General features: G+C 68.9%; 22 protein-coding genes and 1 tRNA gene. 2 read left to right on the top strand and 21 right to left on the bottom strand.

Features of this window, described 5'->3' with window-relative positions:
• Positions 1 to 57: 57 nt before the first annotated feature.
• From OG943_RS40435 to rplJ, 14 genes are all read right to left on the bottom strand, one after another.
• A complete protein-coding gene (locus OG943_RS40435; protein ID WP_328606173.1) occupies positions 58 to 960 on the bottom strand; it encodes a hypothetical protein in 903 nt (300 codons plus the stop codon).
• Between the two features lie 252 nt (positions 961 to 1,212).
• Complete coding sequence (locus OG943_RS40430) at positions 1,213 to 1,815, bottom strand: hypothetical protein (protein WP_328606172.1); 603 nt, start codon at positions 1,813 to 1,815, stop codon at positions 1,213 to 1,215.
• 36 nt (positions 1,816 to 1,851) lie between these two features.
• On the bottom strand, positions 1,852 to 3,114 hold the full coding sequence (locus tag OG943_RS40425) for an MlaD family protein (RefSeq protein WP_328606171.1): 1,263 nt from the start codon (positions 3,112 to 3,114) through the stop codon (positions 1,852 to 1,854).
• Positions 3,114 to 4,340 carry an MCE family protein gene (locus OG943_RS40420; protein ID WP_328606170.1) on the bottom strand — a complete coding sequence of 409 codons (1,227 nt, stop codon included), beginning with the start codon at positions 4,338 to 4,340 and terminating at the stop codon, positions 3,114 to 3,116. The genes OG943_RS40425 and OG943_RS40420 overlap by 1 nt, the downstream gene beginning before the upstream one ends.
• 2 nt (positions 4,341 to 4,342) lie before the next feature.
• Positions 4,343 to 5,521, bottom strand: coding sequence for an MCE family protein (locus tag OG943_RS40415; RefSeq protein WP_328606169.1), 1,179 nt, complete (start codon positions 5,519 to 5,521; stop codon positions 4,343 to 4,345).
• A complete protein-coding gene (locus OG943_RS40410) occupies positions 5,518 to 6,504 on the bottom strand; it encodes an MCE family protein (RefSeq protein WP_328606168.1) in 987 nt (328 codons plus the stop codon). The genes OG943_RS40415 and OG943_RS40410 overlap by 4 nt, the downstream gene beginning before the upstream one ends.
• On the bottom strand, positions 6,501 to 7,532 hold the full coding sequence (locus OG943_RS40405; protein WP_328606167.1) for an MCE family protein: 1,032 nt from the start codon (positions 7,530 to 7,532) through the stop codon (positions 6,501 to 6,503). Before OG943_RS40405 ends, OG943_RS40410 begins: the two co-directional genes overlap by 4 nt.
• The gene (locus OG943_RS40400) at positions 7,529 to 8,863 is read right to left on the bottom strand and encodes an MCE family protein (protein WP_328606166.1); all 1,335 of its coding nucleotides are present in this window, start codon (positions 8,861 to 8,863) and stop codon (positions 7,529 to 7,531) included. The genes OG943_RS40405 and OG943_RS40400 overlap by 4 nt, the downstream gene beginning before the upstream one ends.
• Positions 8,860 to 9,696 carry an MlaE family ABC transporter permease gene (locus OG943_RS40395; protein ID WP_328606165.1) on the bottom strand — a complete coding sequence of 279 codons (837 nt, stop codon included), beginning with the start codon at positions 9,694 to 9,696 and terminating at the stop codon, positions 8,860 to 8,862. The genes OG943_RS40400 and OG943_RS40395 overlap by 4 nt, the downstream gene beginning before the upstream one ends.
• Positions 9,697 to 9,698: 2 nt before the next feature.
• Positions 9,699 to 10,451, bottom strand: a complete 753-nt coding sequence (locus tag OG943_RS40390) for an MlaE family ABC transporter permease (RefSeq protein ID WP_328612282.1) — start codon at positions 10,449 to 10,451, stop codon at positions 9,699 to 9,701.
• 41 nt (positions 10,452 to 10,492) lie between these two features.
• Positions 10,493 to 11,722 carry an ABC transporter ATP-binding protein gene (locus OG943_RS40385; protein ID WP_328606164.1) on the bottom strand — a complete coding sequence of 410 codons (1,230 nt, stop codon included), beginning with the start codon at positions 11,720 to 11,722 and terminating at the stop codon, positions 10,493 to 10,495.
• Between the two features lie 272 nt (positions 11,723 to 11,994).
• Complete coding sequence (locus OG943_RS40380) at positions 11,995 to 12,165, bottom strand: hypothetical protein (RefSeq protein ID WP_328606163.1); 171 nt, start codon at positions 12,163 to 12,165, stop codon at positions 11,995 to 11,997.
• 149 nt (positions 12,166 to 12,314) lie between these two features.
• Positions 12,315 to 12,701: a 50S ribosomal protein L7/L12 gene (gene rplL, locus OG943_RS40375; RefSeq protein ID WP_328606162.1), complete on the bottom strand. Its 387-nt coding sequence runs from the start codon at positions 12,699 to 12,701 to the stop codon at positions 12,315 to 12,317.
• 50 nt (positions 12,702 to 12,751) lie between these two features.
• Positions 12,752 to 13,306 carry a 50S ribosomal protein L10 gene (gene rplJ, locus OG943_RS40370; protein ID WP_328606161.1) on the bottom strand — a complete coding sequence of 185 codons (555 nt, stop codon included), beginning with the start codon at positions 13,304 to 13,306 and terminating at the stop codon, positions 12,752 to 12,754.
• A gap of 324 nt (positions 13,307 to 13,630) precedes the next feature.
• Here rplJ and OG943_RS40365 point away from each other — a divergent pair, with 324 nt between their 5' ends.
• Positions 13,631 to 14,680, top strand: a complete 1,050-nt coding sequence (locus OG943_RS40365) for a hypothetical protein (protein ID WP_328606160.1) — start codon at positions 13,631 to 13,633, stop codon at positions 14,678 to 14,680.
• Here OG943_RS40365 and OG943_RS40360 read toward each other — a convergent pair.
• Positions 14,613 to 15,374 carry an IclR family transcriptional regulator gene (locus OG943_RS40360; RefSeq protein WP_328606159.1) on the bottom strand — a complete coding sequence of 254 codons (762 nt, stop codon included), beginning with the start codon at positions 15,372 to 15,374 and terminating at the stop codon, positions 14,613 to 14,615. The two genes, OG943_RS40365 and OG943_RS40360, sit on opposite strands and share 68 nt — an antisense overlap.
• 84 nt (positions 15,375 to 15,458) lie before the next feature.
• Between OG943_RS40360 and OG943_RS40355 the strand changes: the two genes are divergently transcribed.
• Positions 15,459 to 16,646: a CaiB/BaiF CoA transferase family protein gene (locus OG943_RS40355; RefSeq protein WP_328606158.1), complete on the top strand. Its 1,188-nt coding sequence runs from the start codon at positions 15,459 to 15,461 to the stop codon at positions 16,644 to 16,646.
• Here OG943_RS40355 and OG943_RS40350 read toward each other — a convergent pair.
• The 6 genes from OG943_RS40350 to OG943_RS40325 all read right to left on the bottom strand — a co-directional run bounded on the left by OG943_RS40350 (position 16,598) and on the right by OG943_RS40325 (position 20,299).
• A complete protein-coding gene (locus OG943_RS40350) occupies positions 16,598 to 17,404 on the bottom strand; it encodes an alpha/beta fold hydrolase (RefSeq protein ID WP_328606157.1) in 807 nt (268 codons plus the stop codon). The two genes, OG943_RS40355 and OG943_RS40350, sit on opposite strands and share 49 nt — an antisense overlap.
• A gap of 69 nt (positions 17,405 to 17,473) precedes the next feature.
• On the bottom strand, positions 17,474 to 18,193 hold the full coding sequence (rplA, locus tag OG943_RS40345; protein ID WP_328606156.1) for a 50S ribosomal protein L1: 720 nt from the start codon (positions 18,191 to 18,193) through the stop codon (positions 17,474 to 17,476).
• Between the two features lie 82 nt (positions 18,194 to 18,275).
• The gene (gene rplK, locus OG943_RS40340) at positions 18,276 to 18,710 is read right to left on the bottom strand and encodes a 50S ribosomal protein L11 (protein ID WP_091618458.1); all 435 of its coding nucleotides are present in this window, start codon (positions 18,708 to 18,710) and stop codon (positions 18,276 to 18,278) included.
• A gap of 79 nt (positions 18,711 to 18,789) precedes the next feature.
• Complete coding sequence (nusG, locus tag OG943_RS40335; RefSeq protein ID WP_328606155.1) at positions 18,790 to 19,677, bottom strand: transcription termination/antitermination protein NusG; 888 nt, start codon at positions 19,675 to 19,677, stop codon at positions 18,790 to 18,792.
• A 79-nt stretch (positions 19,678 to 19,756) separates the two neighbouring features.
• Positions 19,757 to 20,194 (bottom strand): preprotein translocase subunit SecE, encoded by a 438-nt coding sequence (gene secE / locus OG943_RS40330; RefSeq protein WP_328606154.1) that lies wholly within the window; start codon positions 20,192 to 20,194, stop codon positions 19,757 to 19,759.
• Positions 20,195 to 20,226: 32 nt separating this feature from the next.
• Positions 20,227 to 20,299 (bottom strand) — tRNA-Trp (locus tag OG943_RS40325).
• Positions 20,300 to 20,611: the final 312 nt, after the last annotated feature.

Here is a 20,611-nt window from a genome sequence, read left to right as displayed (position 1 = left end):
CTCCTACGACTGATGCCCCGCCCGGACGATTCCGGACGGGGCATCAGGAGGAGAAACCTACTTCGAAGGCGGCGGCGAGGCCGGGGCCGACGACGCCGGGGCCTGGCCCGACGGAGCGGGAGCCTGGCCGGACGGAGCCGGAGGCGCCTTGTACGTGTCGAGGTCCGTGATCTTCCACGTGTTGCCCTGGAGCTGGGCGTCGACGTGGAGCTGGGCGCTGCCGGCGGTGGTCTGCTTGGTGTCGGCGCGGGTGGAGGTCTGGTCGACGAACACCATGACCCGTGCGCGGTCGCCGTCGAGCATGATCACGGCGCTGCGGGTGACCTTGCAGGTCACCACCATTTTCTGCTGCGGCGCCAGGCGCTTCACCTCGCCCATCAGCGAGTTGTACTTCGCCTTGACGTCGTCGTTCGCCAGCAGGTTGCTGGCGGCGTCCTCGGTCTTCTTGATGTTGTTGAAGTCGTAGGAGAACAGGGACTCGGTCGCCTGGGAGACCTGGTCCTTGACCTGCGCGGTCTTCGCCACGTCCAGCAGCGCGGTGTTGCTCGTGGCGCCCTCGGCGGTGTCGTACTGCAGCTTGAAGAACACCGCCAGACCCGCCAGCACCAGGCCGACGATCACCAGGCCGATGGTCAGCGTCTGGCCGATCCGACGGTCCGCGCGCGGCGCCGGGACGCCGGCGTCCGGAGCGTCGGAGACTTCCGCCTCGTCCAGGTCGACCGGCTTCGCCGTGCCCTCGTCGCGGCGCTTGCGACGGGGGCGGGCCGGAGCGTCGGCGGCGTCGGCCGTCTCCTCCTTGACCTCCTCGCCCGTGAGCGCGTCGACCTCGGCCGGCTCAGGCTCGACCGTCGTGTCCTCGACCGGCTCGGGCTCGGTGACCGCCTTCGACCGGCTGATGCCGCCGCCGGGGAACCGGATCTCCTGCGTGGTTTCGGCGGCCGACGGGGCCGCGCTGGTCAACGGCCCGGGCCGGGGCACCGGACGCGGCCGGGGCTTCGAGGGCGAAGCGGCCGAGGACTCAGGCCGAGGCTCGGGCTGGGACTCAGGCCGAGCCTCAGTCTGGGACTCGGGCGACTCGACGGGCGCTGGTGCCGCGTCCGCGCTCGGCGGCTTGCGCAGCCCGGCCACCTTCGGCCGGCGGGCCGGCGGTGTGCTGCTGCGGGGCGGCTGGCGGCGAGAGGGGGGCACTACGGGACTCCGTTCTGGGTGAAGCTACTGGCCGGCGGCGACGAGGGGGACGTTGTCGATGCCGGACAGCTTCCAGTCGCTTCCGACGCGGACCATCGAGACCTCGAGGCGGATGGCCTTCGAAGCGGTCTGGCCGCCCGCGCTGTTCATCGTGGTGATCGCGGCCAGGAAGCTCGCCTTGCCCTCGTGGTCGTCGAGCTCTTCGACGGCGATGTCCTGGACGGTGGTCTTGACCGTCACCTTCTGGTCGGTCAGCGCCTTCGAGTAGTTGGGCCGCGCCGCGTCGATCTGCTTGGACATGTCGTCGTTCGACACGGCCTTCTGGTTGGCGAAGTAGTCGTCGAGGTGGGTGTAGTCGACCTCGGTGTAGGCCTTCACCGCGGCGGTGCCCTGCTTGACCACGTCGTCGCGCGACTTCGCCAGGTCGGCGTTGGTGCCCGTGGCCGCCACCCACCACATGATGCCGAACACGACCGCCACCACCAGCGCGGCGAGCGCGAAGGCGCCGGCGCCGAGCAGCCAGATGCGCGGCGACCCCGGCAGCGTCCGGGGGGACGCGGCGGCCGTCGAGGCCGAGGGGGTCACCTCTTCCTCGGCTTCCTCGGTGGTGGCTGGGTTGGTGCTCATAACACTCCAGAGTAGGTAACGGTCATCAAATCCACGTCAGCCGAGCCCGAGCAACGCTCCCAGGCTGTTCAACGAGACACCCGGGCTCCCGGCAACGCCCGGCACCTGCGCGTCGCGCTCGTCCTGCAGCTCCTGCGCGGGCCGCCCGGCGTTGTTGCTCACGTCCTGCGGCGACGGCGCGACCGGGACGCCGTTGTACGGCGCGTTCTGAGACCCGCGGACGTTGATCGGGCTGCCCTTCGGCTCGGCGCAGTAGGCGTTCTCGTCCGCCGGCCGCGTCACGAGGTCCGCACCGGTGCGGTACTGGCTGTAGGGCAGATAACCCTTGGTGCACGAGGGCGGGTTGAACAGGTTGATCACCAGCCCGAGGTGCGCCGTGCCGTCACCGGGCGCGACGCTGGGCCCCGCGGCCGCCAGCGCCGGGTAGGTCACCAGGCCCTGCTCGATGCCGTCCAGGCGGGTCACGGTGAGGTTCGCCGTGGTCAGCAGGTTCGCCACGAGCGCGCCCAGACCGGGCCCGGTCTCCGTGATCACCTGGCTGATCTGGCTCGCCACCTGCGGCGTGATGCCGATCAGCTTGCGCAGCTGCGGGTCCGAGTTCTTCAGCGTGCCGGTGAGCTCGTTGAGGCTCTTCGAGAAGTCGGCGAAGTTGGCGGCCTCGTGGTTCTGCGTGTCCAGCACCTGGCCGCCGGCGTCCAGCAGGCTGACGGTCTGCGGCAGGTACTGCTGGGCCGTGGTGGTGAAGCTGCGCGCGGTGTCCAGCAACGTCTGCAGGTCGCCGCCGGTGCCGCGGAACGCGTCGTAGGACTCGTCGACGACGGTGCGCAGCGAGTCGGTGGGCACCGACGCGGCGAGCGAGTCGAGGTCCGAGAGCAGCCGGTCGGTGCTGACCGGGGTGGACGTCTTCGCCGCCGGGATCACCGAGCCCGACGCCAGATACGGGCCGCTGTCCACCTTCGGCTGCAGGTCCACGTACTGCTCGCCGACCGCGGACCGGTTCGCCACCACCACGGCGAGGTTCGAGGGCACCTGCGGGGCCGACGGGTCGATGTCCAGGTCCGCCTCGAGCCCGGTCTGGGTCAGCCGAAGCGGCCCGACGCGCCCGATGTTGAACCCGCGGTAGGTCACCTCGGCGTTGGTGAAGATGCCGCCCGACTCGTTGAGCTCGAGTTTCACCGTGTAGCCGCTGCTGCCGAACACCGTGCCGAGCCCGGCGAACCGGATCAGCGCGTACACCAGCGCCACGATCGAGATGATCGCGAACGCCACCAGCTGGAACTTCGTCTTGCGCAGCAACATCAGCCCGCACCTCCCGAAAGCAGGCCGAAGAGGCCGGAGAGGCCGCTCTGCGGAGGCTGCGCGCCACCCTGGCCACCGGCGGAGTTCGGCTGCTGCGAACCCGAGCCGGTCTGGCCGGGGATCGGCAGCGGCGGCGCCTGGTCGCCGGGCGTGCCGCTGACGCCGCCGGTCAGGCCGGGCACCGGGAGGATCCCCGACAGCGGGTTCTGCCTGCTGTTGCCGAGGTTGTCGATGATGTCCTTCAGGTTCAGGTCGACCTTCGCGAAGAGGTTGAAGTAGTCGCCCTTCACGTCGTCGTAGGCCTGGTCGCTGAACGGGAAGGTCAGCAGGATCTGCAACGCCTTCGGCAGGTCGTTGCCCGCCTCGCCGAGCTTCTGCAGCGTCGGGGTGAGGGCCTTGAGGTCGGCCACGAGGTCCGCCTTGCTCTTGTTCACCGTGTCGGTCGCGACGCCGGAGAGGTTGTTCAGCGCGTTCAGCATCGTCACGAGCTGGCCCCGCTGCTGCTCCAGCACGCCGAGGCCGGGGCCGAGGTTGTCGACGGCGCCGACCAGCTTGTCCTTCTGGTCCCTGAGCGTCATCGACAGCCGGTTCAGCCCGTCGAGCGCGCGCGTGATGTTCGACGACTGCTCGTCGAGGTTGGTCACCAGCTCGTTGGCGTTGTCCAGCAGCGCCTTGATGTCCGGCTCCTTGCCGGCCGTCGCGTTGTTCAGCTCCTTGGTGATGGTGTTCAGCTGGGCGACGCCACCGCCGTTGAGCAGCAGTGACAGCGCGCCGAGCACCTCTTCCACCTCGACGTCGCGGCCGGTTCGGGCGAGCGGGATGGTGGCGTTGTTCGCCAGCTGACCCTGCGCCTCGCCGTCACCGGGTGAGGACAGCTCCACGTACTTCTCGCCGAGCAGGCTCGACTGCTTCACGTTCGCCAGCGCGTTGGCCGGGAGCTTCACGTCGCCGTTGACCGCGACGGTCACCTCGGCGTGCCAGTGGTCCGGGGTGAGCCCGATCGACTCGACGCGGCCGACCGGCACCTCGTTCACCTTCACGCCGGCCTGCGGCACGAGGTCGAGCACGTCCTGGAACTGCACCTTCACCGTGTACGGGTGGCTGCCGAGGTCGGCGCCGCCGGGCAGCGGCACGTCGTAGATGCCGCTGAACCCGCAGCCGCTCAGCACCAGCGCGGACACCGTGGTGACCACCCCGGCGCCGGCGAACTTCGTGAGTCGCTTCACGATCAGCTCCCCGTCCCGTAGACCTGGCCCGCGAGCGGGAGCGGGAGTGGCGGCAGCTTGCCGTTCTCCAGCGACTGCAGCACCTGTGCCGTCGACGGCAGCGGCACCAGCCCGTCGACCACGCCGGCGATCCCGTCGCACGCGCTGCCGAGCAGCGCCTTGGTCGCGTCGGTCTGCTTGAGCAGGTTGCAGACCATCACCAGCGGCGGCGCGGTCAGCTCGTTGAGGTTCGGCCGGGCGTCGAGCGTGCCGGACGAGCCGTTGTAGACATTCACCAGGTTCGACAGGCCGACGGGCGCGACGTCGAGGATTTCGGCGAGCGCGCTGCGCTGGTCGACCAGCACCTTGGTGACGCTGGCGAGCTTGTCCACATTGGACTTAAGCCGGCCGCGGTTCTGCTCGATGAAGCTCTGCACCGAGGTCAGCGTGGTGCCCAGCTGCTGCACCGTGGCGGCGAGATTGTCCTTCTCCCCCGCCAGGTAGCCGCTGACGTCGGCCAGCTGGCTCTCGAACTGGCGCACCTGGCCGTCGCTGTTCACCAGCGTCTGGGAGAACTGGCCGAGGTTCTGCACAGTCTGGAACAGGTCGTCCTTGTTGCCCGCCAACGTGCCGGAGGCCTGGCCCAGCTTGGTGATCGTGTCGTGCAGGGCCTGGCCGTTGCCGTCGAGGTTCTTCGCCGCGGTGTTCAGCAGGTCCGAGAGCGAGCCGTTCTTGTTGGCGCCGTTCGGGCCGAGCGTCTCGCTCACCTTCGCGAGGCTGGCGGCGAGCTGGTCGACCTCCAGCGGCACCTCGGTGCGGTCGAGCGGGATCACGGCGCCGTCGGAGATCTGCGGGCCGCCGGTGTAGGCCGGGGCCAGCTGCACGTAGCGGTCGCTGACCAGCGACGGCGCCACGATCAGCGCCTTCGCGTCGGCGGGCACCGGGATCGAGCGGTCGTACTCGAGGTCGACGCGGACCTGGTTGCCCATCGGCTGGATCTTGGTGACGGTGCCCATGTCCACGCCGAGCATCCGGACGCTGTTGCCCTCGTAAAGGCCGACGGCGCCGGAGAAGTACGCGGTCAGGTGGGTGCGCCCGGCGTCCTTGAGTGTCCACCAGAGCCCGCCGGCGACCGCCAGCGCGAGCACGATCGCGATGGTGAAGCCGCGGGTGAGGGACTGGCCGAAGCGGGTGTCGGTCATTTCGAGTAACACCCCTCTTGGTTGAGCGGCCCGACCGACGGCAGCACCAGGCCGCAGATGTAGTTGTCGAACCAGTGCCCGGTGCCGATGGTGTTGGTGAACACCCGGATGAACGGGGCGAACTTCGCGATGCCCTGGGCGAGCGAGTCCTGATTGCGCTGCAGCATCGAGGTCAGCTGGTCGAGGTTCGTGAGCACCGGGTCCAGCTGCTTGTCGTTGTCGTCGACCAGGCCCTGCAGCTGCGTGGCCAGCTGGCGCGAGCCGTCGAGCAGGGCGCTGATCGCCTGCTCGCGCTTCGACACCTCGTCCAGCAGCTGGTTGCCGTCGGTGATCAGCTTCGTCACCTCGGAGTCGCGGTCGACCAGCGTCTGCGACACCTCACGGGTGTTGGCCAGCAGGTTCGACAGCTGCGAGTCGCGCTTCGCGATGGTGTCCGAGAGCTTCGACAGGCCCGAGAGCGCGCCCTTCACGTCCGCCGGGGTGTTCGCGAAGGTCTGCGTGATGGCGTCGAAGCTCTGCGCGAGCTGGTCGGTGTTGATGTCGTCGACCGTCTGGGACAGGCCGCGGAAGGCGTCGAGCACGTCGAACGGCGACATCGTGCGGTCCCGCGGGATCGGCTGGTCCGGGTTCAGCGTGCCCACGCCCTGCGGGTCCAGCACCAGGTACTTCTGGCCGAGCAGCGTCTTGATCTTGATCGCCGCCGTGGTCTTGTCGCCGAGCCAGGCGTCCTTGACCTTGAACGACACCTTGACGCTCGCGCCGTCGATCTTGATCGCGGACACCTTGCCGACCTTGACGCCGGCCACGCGCACGTCGTTGTCCGTCGTCAGCCCGGCGGCTTCGGAGAACTCGGCGCTGTAGGTGGTGCCGCCGCCGATCACCGGCAGGTCGTCGGAGTTCAGCGCGGCGATGAAGCCGAGCGCGAGCACCGCGATGCCGACCAGCGCGATCGGCACGGGATTGCGTTTCTGGAACGACTTCATCCGCTGCACCTCTCCCGGTTGGAGGGCAGGAGCGGGACGTCGATCGGCTGGTTGATCAGCGGAGGCAGGGCGATGCTCCCCTTCATCTCGCACGCGTAGAAGTTGAACCACGAGCCGTAGTCCGCGGTGCGCGTCAGCGCGCTGACCTTCTGCGGCAGGAACTGGATGAAGTGCTCGAGGTCCGGCTCGTTCTGGTCGAGCCTGCTGGTGAGCGTGCCGAGCGCGCTGATGTCGTCCTTCAGCGGCGCCCTGGCGTCGCCGAGCAGGCCGGCGGTCGTCTGGGCGAGATTGCCGAGGCCTTCGATCGCGTCGCCGATCGGCTTGCGGTCGGCGGCCAGGCCGGACACCAGCTGCTGCAGCTTCACGATCAGGTCGGACAGCTGCGGCGTGTGCGCGTTCACCGTGTCGAGCACCGAGTTGAGGTTGTCGATGACCTCGCCGATGACCTGGTCCTTGCCGGCGATCGCGGTGGTCAGCGAAGCGGTGTGCGACAGCAGGCTCTCCACGGTGCCGCCCTCGCCCTGCAGGACCTGGATGACCTCGTAGGAGAGCTTGTTGACGTCGTCCGGGTTCAGCGCGGTGAACAGCGGCTTGAACCCGTTGAACAGCTCGGTGAGGTCCAGCGCCGGCGTGGTCCGCTCCAGCGGGATGGTGCCGCCGGGCTGGAGCATCGCGCCGGTGGTGTTGCTGCCTTCGCCGAGCGAGACGTAACGCTGGCCGACCAGGTTGCGGAACTTGATCTGCGCGGTGACGCCGGCGGGCAGCCTGAGCCCGGTGTCCACCTCGAAGTCCACCTGCGCCTGGCGCTTGTCCACGATCTTGACGTCCTTGACCTGCCCCACGCGGACGCCGGCGATGCGGACGTCGTCGTTGGGCAGCACCAGCGTCGCGTCGGTGAACCGCGCCGAGTACTCGTTGGTGCTGGTGGTGTTGATGTTCGCGATGCTGATGCCGAGGACCGTGGTGAACAGCACGGTGACCACGACGAAGACCAGCAGCTTGATGAGCGGTGCGAGCAAGCCCCTCACTTGACCGTCACCTCCGTGCCTCGGTAGAGCGGGCCGACGAGCAGCGAGCCCCAGCCGGGGAAGTCGCTCGCCGCCATACCGACCTGGGGGCCGATGAGCTGGGACAGGAACTCGTTCTCACCGGTCGAGTAGGCCGGGTCGCCGCCCGTGGCGCCGCTGCCGTTCAGCCCGGCCGCGTCGGCCTTGAAGTTGGCCGGGTTCAGGCCCTCGCCGACGGTCTTGGGGGCGGGCGTGTGGCTCGTGCCGTCCTTGAACGCGCCGTCCGGCGGCTCCTGCGGGAACGGGTTCGGCGCCGGGTTCAGGTCGTAACAACGGGGGCCGCGCTTGTCGTCGAACCGCGGCTCGTCCTGGCCCGCCTTGTACGGCCCGCGGTTGACCACCACTTCGAGGGTCGCGTGCAGGCCCGGCTGGCCGGTGCCCTTGCCCAGCGCCTTGTCGATCACCGGCACCATCTTCGCCATCTGCCCGATCACGCACGGGTACTCGGGCGCGTACTTGGCCAGCAGCTCGGCCGTCGGCCGCGCGGTGCCGGCGAGGCTGATGATGTTCTGGGAGTTGTTCTCCAGGAACGTCTGCAGGTCCTGCGACGCCGTGGTCAGGTTGCCGTAGAGGCTCGACAGGTTCTGCTGCTCGTCCGCCACGGTGCGGGTGGTGGTGCTCAGGTTGTCGAGGCTCTGCACCAGGTCCGGCGCGGAGTTGCTCAGGTTGCCGGAGAACTGCGCGAGCGCCTTGAGGTCGTGCTGCAGCTGCGGCTCGTGCGGGTTCAGCTGGCCGATGTAGTCGCCCAGCTGGGAAAGCGTGTCGCCGAGCGGCTTGCCGCGGCCCTGCAGCGCGGTCGAGATCGCGGTGAGCGTGCTCGAAAGCTTCTGCGGCTGCACGGCCTGCAGCACCGGCAGCAGGTGCTCGAACGCCTGCTCCAGGTCGATCGCGCTCGACGTGCGGTCCTGCGGGATCACGTCGCCGGTGGCCAGCGTCCGGGTGGCCGGGTCCTTCGGGATCTCCAGCGAGACGTACCGCTCGCCGAACAGCGTCTTCGGCAGGAACCGCGCCGAGACGTTCTGCGGGATCAGCTTCGCCGACGCCGGGTCGAGCCGCAGGGTCAGCTCGGCGCCGTCGTTGGTCACCTCGATGTCGTCGACCGAGCCGACGATCAACCCGCGCACCTTCACGTCCGACTGCTTGAGCAGCTGGTTGCCGATGCTGTCGGCCTCGAGCTTCACGGTGACGAAGCTGGTGAACGACTTGTTGTACAACGCGATACTCAGCGCGATGCCCCCCACCAGCAGGGCCACGAGCAGCAGGCCGAGCAGCCTGCGCCGCAGTGTGATCATCCCGCAATCCTCACCGTGACGTCGGTTCCCCAGATAGCGAAACCGATGAAGAAGTTCACGATCGAAACCGTGACAATGCTCAGCCGCACGGCCTTGCCGACGGCCACGCCGACCCCGGCGGGCCCGCCGGAGGCCCGGTAGCCGAAGTAGCAGTGCGAAAGAATGATCAAGACGCTGAAGATCAGCACCTTGATGAACGAGTACAACACGTCCTGTGGAGGTAGGAAGAGGTCGAAGTAGTGGTCGTAGGTCCCGGCGGACTGGTTGTAGATGTAGATAACGACCAGCCGCGAGGCGAGATACGAGCTGAGCAGGCCGATGATGTACAGCGGGATCACGGCGACGAAGCCGGCGATGATCCGCGTGGTCACCAGGTACGGCAGGCTCGGCACGCCCATGACCTCGAGCGCGTCGATCTCCTCGGAGATCCGCATCGCGCCGAGCTGCGCGGTGAACCCGGCGCCGACCGTCGCGCTCAAGGCAAGCCCGGCGACCAGCGGCGCGATCTCGCGGGTGTTGAAGAACGCCGTCAGGAAGCCGGTGAACGCCGAGGTGCCGATCGAGTTCAGGGCCGAGTAGCCCTGCAGGCCCACCAGGACACCGGTGAACAGCGTCAGGCCGACCATCACGCCGACCGTGCCGCCGATGACGGCGAGCGAGCCGGAGCCGAAGCTGACCTCGGCCAGCAGCCGCAGCACTTCCTTCATGTAGCGGCGCAGCGTCCGCGGCGTCCAGAGCAGCGCGCGGCCGTAGAACGACATCTGGTCGCCGAGCGTGTCCAGGGTCTGGAGCGGGCGGTTCGCGATCCGCTTGGCCCCCGCGATGAACGTCATGACTAGTCCAGCTTTCCGGGCACGATCTGCAGGTAGATCAGCGTGATCACGAAGTTCACGACGAACAGCAGCAGGAAGGTGATGACGACGGACTGGTTCACGGCGTCGCCGACGCCCTTCGGGCCGCCGCTCGGGTGCAGGCCCCGGTAGGCGGCCACGACCGCGGCGATGAACCCGAAGATCAGCGCCTTCAGCTCGCCGACCCAGAGGTCGGGCAGCTGCGCCAGCGCGGAGAAGCTCGCCAGGTAGGCGCCCGGCGTGCCGCCCTGGAGGACGACGTTGAAGAAGTAGCCGCCGAGCACGCCGATGACACTGACCATGCCGTTGAGCAGCAACGCGATCAGCATCATCGCCAGCGCGCGGGGCACGATCAGGCGCTGGACCGCGGAGACGCCCAGCACCTCCATCGCGTCGATCTCCTCGCGGATGGTGCGGGCGCCGATGTCCGCGCAGACCGCGCTGCCGCCGGCGCCGGCCACCAGCAGCGCGGTGACCAGCGGGCTGGCCTGCTGCACGGTGGCGAGCACCGAGCCCGCGCCGGTGTAGGACTGCGCGCCGAGCTGGCGCGCGAGCGAGCCGAACTGCAACGAGATGACCGCGCCGAACGGGATCGCGACGAGTGCCGTCGGCAGGATCGTCACGCTCGCGATGAACCACGACTGCTGGATGAACTCCCGCAGCTGGAACGGGCGCTGGAACAGGCCCCGGATGATGTCGAGGCCGAGGGCGAACAGGTTCCCGGTCTCACGGAGCATGCCGTAACCGGGGATCTTCTTCGCCTGCGTCGCGTTGGAGCTCACGCGCCACCTGGCCCGTTCCTTGGTGGGTCGAAGTAGCCCGCGCCGGGTCTCGGGGCGTCACCCGCGTTGCCGCTCCAGCCGCCCGGGATCCGGGCGACCTGGTCGGCGGGCAGCTCGCCCTGGTGCTGGTTGGCCACGGGTCCGGTGTGCCGCGGGATCTGCTGGGTGTCCTCGAGGCCGTGCCGGGCGGGCGCCGCCGCCACGGGCACGCCGTGGCTCGGGCGCACGTTGTAGTGCCGCTGCTCCTCCGGCGAGAGGGACCCGATGATCCCTTCCTGCGCGGCGGCCGGGAGCGTGTGGAGGATCCGCATCACGCGGTCCATCCGATGGCGGGCGCCCGCGCGCTCCGGCAGGCCGGGGCTGGGCTGCATCTGCGGGACGACGCCGCGCACGTCCTCGTCCGGGGAGCCGTCGGAGTGCCCGGCCGCGGCCTCGGCCTCCTCCCGCTCCATCGTGGCGGAGTCCTTCTCCTCGGACATGCCGATGGGACCGCGCTTACGGCCGTTGAGGAACTGCTCGACGACCGGCTCGTCGCTGGTCAGCAGCACCTCGCGCGGGCCGAACATGACCAGCTCCTTGCGGAACAGCATGCCCAGGTTGTCCGGCACGGTGCGGGCCAGGTTGATGTTGTGGGTGACGATCAGGATCGTCGCGTCGATCTGCGTGTTCAGGTCGATCAGCAGCTGCGAGATGTACGCGGTGCGCACCGGGTCGAGGCCGGAGTCCGGCTCGTCGACGAGGATGATCTGCGGGTCGAGCACCAGCGCCCGCGCGAGGCCGGCGCGCTTGCGCATACCGCCGGAGATCTCGCCGGGGAGCTTCTTGTCCGCGCCGGCGAGCCCCGTCATCTCCAGCTTCTCACTGACGATGCGGCGGATCTCGGTCTCGGACTTCTTGGTGTGCTCGCGCAGCGGGAAGGCGACGTTGTCGTAGAGGTTCATGGAGCCGAACAGCGCGCCGTCCTGGAACAGGACGCCGAAGAGCTTCCGGATCTCGTACAGCTTGTGCTCGGAGCACGTGACGATGTCGACCCCGTTGATCACGCAGCGCCCGCGGTCGGGCTTGAGCAGGCCGATCATCGACTTCAGGAACACGGACTTGCCGGTTCCGGACGGGCCGAGCATCGCGGACACCTCGCCGGGCGGCAGGGTCAGCGTCACGTCCCGCCAGATGGCCTGCCTGCCGAAGGACTTCGTAAGACCTTCGATGACCACCTCGGCACCCATCGCACCTCCAGGAGCTGTTCCGCGTCGTCGCGCACCGCCGCCCCGCGGCACCGGCCGGCCGCGGAGCCCGCGCCGAATGCGCGCCGCGATCCCCGCGTCAACCAGGTGCAACGAGCTGAATGCGCATAGGTTACTCACCAGTTTTCTTTTCTGGCCAGCCCCGTGGGCACCTCACCCGGTCGAGACGAGATCGGGTGACCGCTGGCAGCACGGTAGTGCAAGTCACCCCCGGACGCAGAGCCAGGCGGCGCAACGATTCGCACTCGTTCGGACTAACAGGAGTAAGCGGAACAGATCGACTCGCTACCGGCTGTGACGTGGTTGGCCTTGACCGTCCGCACGGCGATGACGATCCCGCAGATCACGGACGCGACAACGCCGAGCACGGCGATGACCGTGAGCCCGAGGAGATAACGCCGCGTGGCGACCTGCTGAGCCAGCACCTCGATGAGTCTTCTGTCGCCGATCGACCTCGGCCGGCCAACGAGCGGCGGCGGGGCAGAGCGGCGTGACAAAAACGGAAGGGGCGGGCATCCACATGGGATGCCCGCCCCTTCACGAGGTGGTGCAGCAGGCGCTCACGCGCCCGAGATCACTTGATGGAGATCTTGGCGCCAGCGGCCTCGAGCTTCTCCTTGGCGGCCTCGGCGGCCTCCTTGTCGACCTTCTCCAGCAGCGCCTTGGGGGCGGCCTCGACCAGCTCCTTGGCCTCCTTCAGGCCCAGGCCCGAGACGACCTCGCGGACGACCTTGATGACCTGGATCTTCTTGTCGCCGGCGCCCTCGAGGACGACGTCGAACTCGTCCTGCTCCTCGGCGGCGGCCGGGGCAGCGGCACCCGGGGCGGCGGCCACGACGGCGGCCGGGGCGGCAGCGGTGACGTCGAAGGTGTCCTCGAACTCCTTCACGAACTCGGACAGCTCAAGAAGGGTGAGCTCCTTGAAAGCGTCGATCAGCTCGGCGGTGCTCAGCTTCGCCATGATGGCTTCCTCTCAGAAAAACGAACGGGAACGTTCGGGGTGGGGGGTGTTCAGCTCTCGGCGGGTGCTTCGGCTGCTTCGGTACCGGTGGCGCTGCGCTGCTTCTCCTCCAGCGCGGCAGCCAGGCGGGCGACCTGGGACGCCGGCGCCTGGAACAGCGCAGCGGCCTGGGAAAGCTTCGCCTTGAACGCGCCCGCTGCCTTGGAGAGCAGGACCTCACGGCTGTCGAGATCGGCGATCTTGGTGATCTCGTCCACGGACAGCGGCTTGCCGTCCATGTAGCCGCCCTTGATGACAAGCGCGTTGTGTTCCTTCGCGAAGTCGCGAAGGGCCTTCGCGGCGTTGACCGGCTCACCCTCGATGAAGGCGATCGCGGTCGCGCCCACGAACAGGTCCTCGAGACCCTCGACGCCGGCGTCCTTGGCGGCACGCTCGACGAGGGTGTTCTTCGCGACCCGGTACTTGGCACTGGTGCCGAGAGCGCGGCGCAGCTGGGACAGCTGGGACACGGAGAGGCCGGTGTACTGGGTAACGACGGTGGCCGAGCTGCTGCGGAAGCTCTCCGCGATCTCGGCGACGGCCGCCACCTTGTCGGGCTTCGCCATGGTCGCCTCCTCTCTTGGCTAGTGTTTCCACTGGCACGAGAGCCCCATCGAAACGACAAAACGCCCCAGCGCAACAGGCGCGGGGCGTTTGATGGCACGCGACACAGTCGCGGGCGAGCCTCGTTCCTCCTGCGCGGGCCGCCCGCTCGTTTAGTGCGGGACCTTCGTTCTTCACGCCATGGGGCGCTCGGAAAACCAGCGGTCTTCGGTAGAACCGTGGACAAGCATACGACACGCTTTCCTGAGGCATCTCGCCACCCCCTCCTGACCAGCGACAAGACGCCCAGACTCCGGAATTCACACCGGAGCGGGCATCATGGTGACGTGGCGGAGCAGCGTGATCACAGCGAGCGGGCCGACAACCCCGGCCCGGGTCCCACCCCTGCCGACGGCACGCAGCCGGTTCCGCCGGAGGGTTCGGCCGCGTCGCCGCAGCCCGGCCTGCCGCAGCCGTCGACTCCGCAGCAAGACTCAGCCGCGCAAACGCCTGCGCCGCAACAGAATCCGGCCGAATCGGGTCAGCAGCTCCCGGCTCTGCCGCAGCCTTCTGACGCGCAGCCCGCGCTCGATCCCGAGCAACTGCGCCAGTTCCAGCAATTCCAGCAGTTCCAGGACTACCTGCGGTTCACCCAAGCCCAGCAGGGCAACCAGCCCGCCCCATCACCCGACGCCGGGCTGATGCCCACGGCGCCATACCAGCAGGCGTCGCACCAATTGGCGACGCAGCAGGGCGGCCAGCCGCCCGTCCCACCGGGCCCGCCGGGAGCGTTGGCGCCGTACGAAGAGCCCCGCCGCCCGCGCCGCGGTGCCCCGCGATGGCTGAAGCGCCTCGGCGGCAAGGTGCTGGGCTGGGTCATCGTGCTCCTGCTGATCGGCATCGCCGCCACCTGGGCCTACCGCCACTTCTTCCCCAGCGACGACGGCAAGTCCTCGGCCCAGATCGCCGCCGAGGGCGGCGGGACTTACCACACCAACCACATCTTCTCGACGAACCCGTACGAGGCCGTGCGCTTCGTTTACCACAACATCGCGCAGGGCCGCGTCGACGATGCTTGCGGCCGGTTCCGTGAGGACGTGCAGACCAAGTTCGCCCAGGACGTCGGGCAGCCGGACTGCCGGGTGGCCGTTCAGGCCCTGCACAAGCAGGTCACCAACATGAACGACTACGCCGAATCGCTCCCGTCCTATGTGTCCGGTCCGCCGCCCGCCGACGTCACGACCATCGACTCCTGCACCTTCGCCGTCTCGGGCGGGCCCGCGCTCGGCGTCTTCCAGGTGACCGAGGTCGACAAGGGCCAGTGGCTCATCACCGGCCACTCGCCCGGTCCGGAGAAGTGCTCCCCATCGCAGCCCTCGACGACGCCGACTTCCTGAGCAACGCCACCAGTTCCGAAAGCCGCCCCGTCACAACCCCCGACGGTGCCGACAAAGCCAAAGCCGCCACAACGCGGTCCGACTCGACGACCGGGACGGCGACCGCCGCCATCGTCTCCAGTACGTGGCCCGAGTCGACCAGGGCGTAGCCCTCGGTGCGGATCGTGGACAGGGTGGTCAGCAGGTCGACGGCCGCGCGGGTGTCGGGGCCGAACTCGTGCGCCACAGCGACACGGCGCGAGGCCTCGGGGAGCGACGCGAGCAGGACCCGGCCCGCCGCCGTGCGTGGCAGGGCCGAGCGAAGGGTGCGCGAAAGCGCGTAGTCGAAGGGCTCGTCCGTGCCGGCCCAATCGACGTACACCGCGCTGTCGCCGACCTGCACCGCGAGCAAGGCGGCGCAGCCCGACGCCGAAGCGAGCGCCGCCAGCGACGCGTGCGGGACCGACCGCACCGGCACCCGGCCCGAGCGCACGGTCAGCACGTGCGGCGCCGGGCCCAGCACGAAACGGCGGTCCTCCTCATCGAGGTAGCCGACCGCCGCCAGGCCGTTCACCAGCTTCTGCACGGAGGACACCGGCGCGTCCAGCCGGGCCGCGAGCTGCGTCAACGTCAGCCCCGACGCGCTGTTCGCCACCGCCTCCAGGATCGCCGCCACCCGGTCGACCGTGCGGTGGTGCTGCCGAGAATTCCCCATATAGATACCAAGATATCACATTGCGTAGATTACTTAGCCTGTCTAAGTTTAGGGGCAGGAAGAAAATCAGAAGGAGGAGCAACCGTGGAACAAGGCGCCCTGCACGGCATCCGGGTGATCGACCTGTCGTCCGTGGTCATGGGCCCCTACGCCACCCAGATCATGGGCGACCTCGGGGCCGACGTGGTCAAGGTCGAGTCGCCGGCCGGTGACAGCACCCGGCGCACGCACCCGCAGCGGCACGACGGCATGGGCGCGCTCGCGCTCAACGTCAACCGCAACAAGCGCAGCGTCCAGCTCGACCTCAAGTCGGCGGCGGGGCACGAGGCGTTCCTGCGGCTGGTGAAGTCCGCGGACGTGCTGGTCACCAACATGCGTCCCGGCGCGCTGCAGCGCCTCGGCCTCGACTACGAGCGGCTGGCGAGCGAGAACCCGCGCCTGATCTATTGCAACGCCCAGGGTTTCCGCACCGATTCCGACCGCGCCGGGCTGGCCGCCTACGACGAGATCGTGCAGGCCTCCTCCGGCATGGCCGACCTGATGCGCCGCGCCACCGGCAAGCCCACCTACGCGCCGACCATCCTGGCCGACAAACTGTGCGCGCTCACCATCGTCTACTCGGTGCTCGCCGCCGTGGTCCACCAGCGCACCACCGGCCGCGGCCAGCGGGTCGAGGTGCCGATGGCCGACACGATGCTGGCGTTCAACCTGGTCGAGCACCTCGCGGGCCACACCTTCGAGCCCTCCGTGGGCCCGATGGGCTTCAACCGCTCGATGACCGAGGGCCACCAGGCGGTCAAGACGGCCGACGGCTGGGCGTGCATCCTGCCCTACACCGAAAAGAACATCCACGACTTCTTCCTCGCCGCCGGTCGCGAGGACCTGGCCGACGACCCGCGTTTCGGCGATCCCGCCAGCCGCGCGAAGCACTACGGCGAGCTGTACGACGAGATCGGCCGCGTCTCGGTCGAGAAGACCACCGCGCAGTGGCAGGAGATCTGCGCCGGGCTGTCCATCCCGTTCGCGCCGGTGCTGGAACTCGAGGACGCCGAGACCGACCCGTACTACACCGGCAGCGGCCTCGTCTCACTGGTCGAGCACCCCACCGAGGGCACGTACCGCCAGGTCGGGCCGCCGATGATCCTCTCCGACACGCCCGCCTCGGTCCGGCGGCACACGCCCGCGCAGGGCGAGCACACCGCCGAGGTGCTGGCCGAACTCGGTTACGCGGGCGAGGAAATCGCCAGCCTGGTGTCGCCGGTGTCGGAGTAGGCGAAGAAGCCGGCCAGCGCGGCGACGAACGCCGGGTCGGCCACGGCCGACATGTGGTCACCCGGCACCCGCACCAGCCGAGCGCCCGCGATGGCCGCCGCGAGCCGCTCGGGCTCGGACGCGAGCCGGTCGGACTCCCCCGCCAGCACCAGCGTCGGGACGGTGATCGCGCTCAGGTCGACCCGCGTGAGCTGCGAAGAGCGCAGCACCGCCGCCAGCGCCTCGACGTCACCGCCGACCCGCCGGACCAGCCGCCGGAACGGCAGCACCGCCGTCGGCACGTCCGCGCGGTCCTCGGCCAGCAGACCGGCCGCGACCTGCTCAGGTGACCCCACCCGCACGTCGACGCCGCCGAAGTCCACAACCCCGGAGCCGACGCCGCCCGTGGCCAGGCAGCGGACGCGCTTGTCGTTCGCCGCGACGGTCAGCGCGACGATCGCGCCCAGCGAATAGCCGGCCAGCGACACCTCGTCGTAGCCCAGCTCGTCGAGCAGGACGGAGACGTCACGGGCCATGGTTTCCACGCCGTAGCGGGACTCGTCGTGCGGCTTCTCGGACCCGCCGTGGCCGCGCGCGTCGAGGGCCACCACGGTGAAGCCGGCGTCCAGCAGCGCCTCGACGACACCGGGGCCGACCCAGTTGGCCTGGGAATCCGCGGCGAAGCCGTGCTGAAGCAGCACCGGGCGACGATGCCGGCCGTCGCCTTCCCACACCGTGTAGCTCAGCTGGAGCCCGTCGAACGACGTGAAGGTCGGCATGGCTCCATCAGACACGAAAAAAGGGCGGCCACGCACGATGCGTGACCGCCCTTTCGCGTGATGTCCGACTCAGACAGCCGCTTCCTCGGAGAGGAGGTTGCGGGTCCGCGCCGGGTCGACCGGGATGCCCGGGCCCATCGTGGTGGTGAAGGTGATCTTCTTGACGTAACGACCCTTGGCCGACGACGGCTTGGCGCGCAGGATCTCGTCCAGCGCGGCCGCGTAGTTCTCCACCAGCTTCTCGGTGTCGAACGACGCCTTGCCGATCACCAGGTGCAGGTTGGCCTGCTTGTCGACGCGGAAGTTGATCTTACCGCCCTTGATGTCCGAGACGGCCTTCGCGACCGCGGGGGTCACGGTGCCGGTCTTCGGGTTCGGCATCAGGCCACGCGGGCCGAGGATGCGGGCGATGCGGCCCACCTTGGCCATCTGGTCCGGCGTCGCGATCGCGGCGTCGAAGTCGAGCCAGCCACCCTGGATGCGCTCGATCAGCTCGTCGGTGCCGACCGCGTCCGCGCCGGCGGCCTCGGCCTCGGCGGCCTTGTCGCCGACGGCGAAGACGATGACGCGTGCGGTCTTGCCGGTGCCGTGCGGCAGGTTCACGGTGCCGCGGACCATCTGGTCAGCCTTGCGGGGGTCCACACCGAGACGCATCGCAACCTCGACGGTCGCGTCCATCTTGGTCTTGGAAGTCTCCTTCGCCAGCTTCGCGGCCTCGAGCGGCGCGTACAGGTGCGCCTTGTCGATCAGCTCGGCAGCCTGGCGGTAGGCCTTGCTGTGCTTGGTCATGCTTCTGTCCTTACCTAAGAAAACGGATCAGTGTGGTCCGAGCCAGCACTGGCTCTCCCACTGGTGGAGCTACTGCGGAACGTCAGTCCGTGACCGTGATGCCCATGGAACGGGCAGTGCCGGCGATGATCTTCGCGGCCTGGTCGATGTCCTGGGCGTTGAGGTCGGTCTCCTTGGTCTTGGCGATCTGGCGAACCTGATCCCAGGTGACCTTGGCGACCTTCGTCTTGTGGGGCTCGGCCGAGCCCTTGTCGACGCCCGCGGCCTTGAGCAGCAGCTTGGCGGCCGGCGGCGTCTTCAGCTTGAAGTCGAACGACCGGTCTTCATACACGGAGATCTCAACCGGGACGACGTCCCCACGCTGCGACTCGGTCGCCGCGTTGTACTGCTTGCAGAACTCCATGATGTTGACGCCGTGCTGGCCCAGCGCGGGGCCGACCGGCGGCGCGGGGTTGGCCGCACCGGCCTTGATCTGCAGCTTGATGATCGCCGCAAGCTTCTTCTTCTTGGGTGGCATTACCTTGTGTCCTTCTAACTGACTTGAGTCCCCCGCACACCTGCCAGTACGCGGGGACTGCCGGCCGTATTCCCGGCCGTCAGATCTTGGAGACCTGGGTGAACGACAGCTCGACCGGGGTTTCCCGGCCGAAGATCGACACCAGGACCTTCAGCTTCTGTCCGTCGACATTGACCTCGGAGATCGTCGCGGGCAGCGTCGCGAACGGGCCGTCCATGACGGTGACCGACTCGCCGACCTCGAAGTCGACCTCCACGGTACCGCCGCCGAGCGGCGAGGAAGCCGCCGAGGAGTCGCCCTTGCCGGCCTTGGCCGGGGCCTCCTTCTCGACCTGCGGGGCGAGGAACTTGAGCACCTCGTCCACGGTCAGCGGCGACGGGCGGGACGTGGCGCCGACGAACCCGGTGACGCCCGGCGTGTTGCGCACCGCGCTCCACGAGGCGTCGTTCAAGTCCATCCGGACCAGGATGTAGCCGGGCAGCACCTTGCGCTGCACCAGCTTGCGCTGGCCGTTCTTGATCTCGGTGACCTCTTCGGTCGGCACCTCGATCTGGAAGATGAAGTCCTCGACGTCCAGCGTCGTGGTCCGGGTCTCGAGGTTGGTCTTCACCTTGTTCTCGTACCCGGCGTAGGAGTGCACCACGTACCACTCGCCCGGCGCGGCCATCAGCTCGGCGCGCAGCGCGGCGACGGGGTCGTCGGCTTCGGCGGCCGGCTCGGCCACCTCCGCTTCGGCGGTCTCCGCCTCAGGGGCCTCGGCGTCGGCCTCGGTGTTCTCGAGACCGGCCTCGTCCGTCGTGTCGTCGGCCGCGGTGTCTTCGTCGGCGGTTCCGTCGACCTCGTCGGCGTCGGGCACCTCGACGGGCTCGAGGTGGGCGGACTCCTCGTCGCCGAGGGCCGCGTGCACCTGCTCGTCGGAAAGCTCGGTCAGGTCGCGACCGGCTCCTGTGCCGTTGTCGGAGGTCACGTTCCGTCCTCTCAGTTGATCACTTGCCGGGTCCGGGCAGGCCGGCCCGCGCGGCGCACGGTGGCGCGCACTTTCGGCGTCAGCCGAAGACCAGCCCGATGACCTGCTTGAAGCCCAGGTCGAGGCCGCTCACCAGGGCCACCATGAACACCACGAACACCAGCACGACCGCGGTGTAGGTGACCATCTGCTTGCGGTTGGGCCAGATGACCTTGCGCAGCTCCGCCCAGACCTCGCGGATGAAGCGCATGATCCGGGAGAAGACCGAGGCCTTCTTGACCTTCTGGTCCCGCTTCGGGGTCGGCGCGCCCTTGGCCTCGGCGGGCTTCGCGACCTTGTCGCCCGCCTTGCCTGCCGGCCGGTTCTTGCTTTCCGACCGCGCCTCGGACTTGCCGGACGGGCGGGCGGAAGCGCGGCGCTCACGCCGAGCCGCGGCGCTCACCGGGCGGGATTCGATCCCGGGCTCTTTGCCCGACTCGTCCTGCTCGTGCTCGCCGCTGGCGTCGCTGTCGCTCACGACCACTCCTCCGCTCCACCAGTACCCGTACGCAGGGGTGACAGGACTTGAACCTGCAACCTGCGGTTTTGGAGACCGCTGCTCTGCCAATTGAGCTACACCCCTGTGGAACCCGGTCACCCGGGCTCCGGAGGACGCATTCCATCATCCCCACCTTCCAGCGGGGCTGACCGTAGTGCGTTCCGAGTTCAGAAGTCTACGGCAAGCCGTATGGAGTCTCGCAACCGCGCCCCTCCAGAGCGCTGCGCGCCGTTCCCGGCCGTGCGCGGCACCCTCGGCGCGGCCGTGCCAGGATGACCGCATGCCCGTTTCGCGATTAATCGGGAAACGCCAGGGCAAGCGAACCACGGCTACGGACCACGGGGCCCGGCACCTCGCCACGCGACCCTCGACCACGGCCGAATCTCCCTTCCCCCA

The organism is Amycolatopsis sp. NBC_00345 (assembly GCF_036116635.1).
Lineage (GTDB): Bacteria > Actinomycetota > Actinomycetes > Mycobacteriales > Pseudonocardiaceae > Amycolatopsis.
Note: the sequence above shows the minus strand (reverse complement) of the source record. Positions and strands in the feature narration are given on the sequence as shown.

Excerpts from the sequence above, each read along its gene's own strand:
- OG943_RS40360 (WP_328606159.1), bottom strand. The coding sequence starts at position 15,374 with ATGGGGAATTCTCGGCAGCACCACCGCACGGTCGACCGGGTGGCGGCG.
- OG943_RS40395 (WP_328606165.1), bottom strand. The coding sequence starts at position 9,696 with ATGACGTTCATCGCGGGGGCCAAGCGGATCGCGAACCGCCCGCTCCAG.
- OG943_RS40390 (WP_328612282.1), bottom strand. The coding sequence starts at position 10,451 with ATGCTCCGTGAGACCGGGAACCTGTTCGCCCTCGGCCTCGACATCATC.
- rplJ (WP_328606161.1), bottom strand. The coding sequence starts at position 13,306 with ATGGCGAAGCCCGACAAGGTGGCGGCCGTCGCCGAGATCGCGGAGAGC.
- OG943_RS40430 (WP_328606172.1), bottom strand. The coding sequence starts at position 1,815 with ATGAGCACCAACCCAGCCACCACCGAGGAAGCCGAGGAAGAGGTGACC.
- OG943_RS40425 (WP_328606171.1), bottom strand. The coding sequence starts at position 3,114 with ATGTTGCTGCGCAAGACGAAGTTCCAGCTGGTGGCGTTCGCGATCATC.
- OG943_RS40400 (WP_328606166.1), bottom strand. The coding sequence starts at position 8,863 with ATGATCACACTGCGGCGCAGGCTGCTCGGCCTGCTGCTCGTGGCCCTG.
- rplL (WP_328606162.1), bottom strand. The coding sequence starts at position 12,701 with ATGGCGAAGCTGAGCACCGCCGAGCTGATCGACGCTTTCAAGGAGCTC.
- rplK (WP_091618458.1), bottom strand. The coding sequence starts at position 18,710 with ATGCCACCCAAGAAGAAGAAGCTTGCGGCGATCATCAAGCTGCAGATC.
- OG943_RS40410 (WP_328606168.1), bottom strand. The coding sequence starts at position 6,504 with ATGAAGTCGTTCCAGAAACGCAATCCCGTGCCGATCGCGCTGGTCGGC.
- rplA (WP_328606156.1), bottom strand. The coding sequence starts at position 18,193 with ATGACCAAGCACAGCAAGGCCTACCGCCAGGCTGCCGAGCTGATCGAC.
- OG943_RS40350 (WP_328606157.1), bottom strand. The coding sequence starts at position 17,404 with ATGCCGACCTTCACGTCGTTCGACGGGCTCCAGCTGAGCTACACGGTG.
- OG943_RS40385 (WP_328606164.1), bottom strand. The coding sequence starts at position 11,722 with ATGGGTGCCGAGGTGGTCATCGAAGGTCTTACGAAGTCCTTCGGCAGG.
- OG943_RS40415 (WP_328606169.1), bottom strand. The coding sequence starts at position 5,521 with ATGACCGACACCCGCTTCGGCCAGTCCCTCACCCGCGGCTTCACCATC.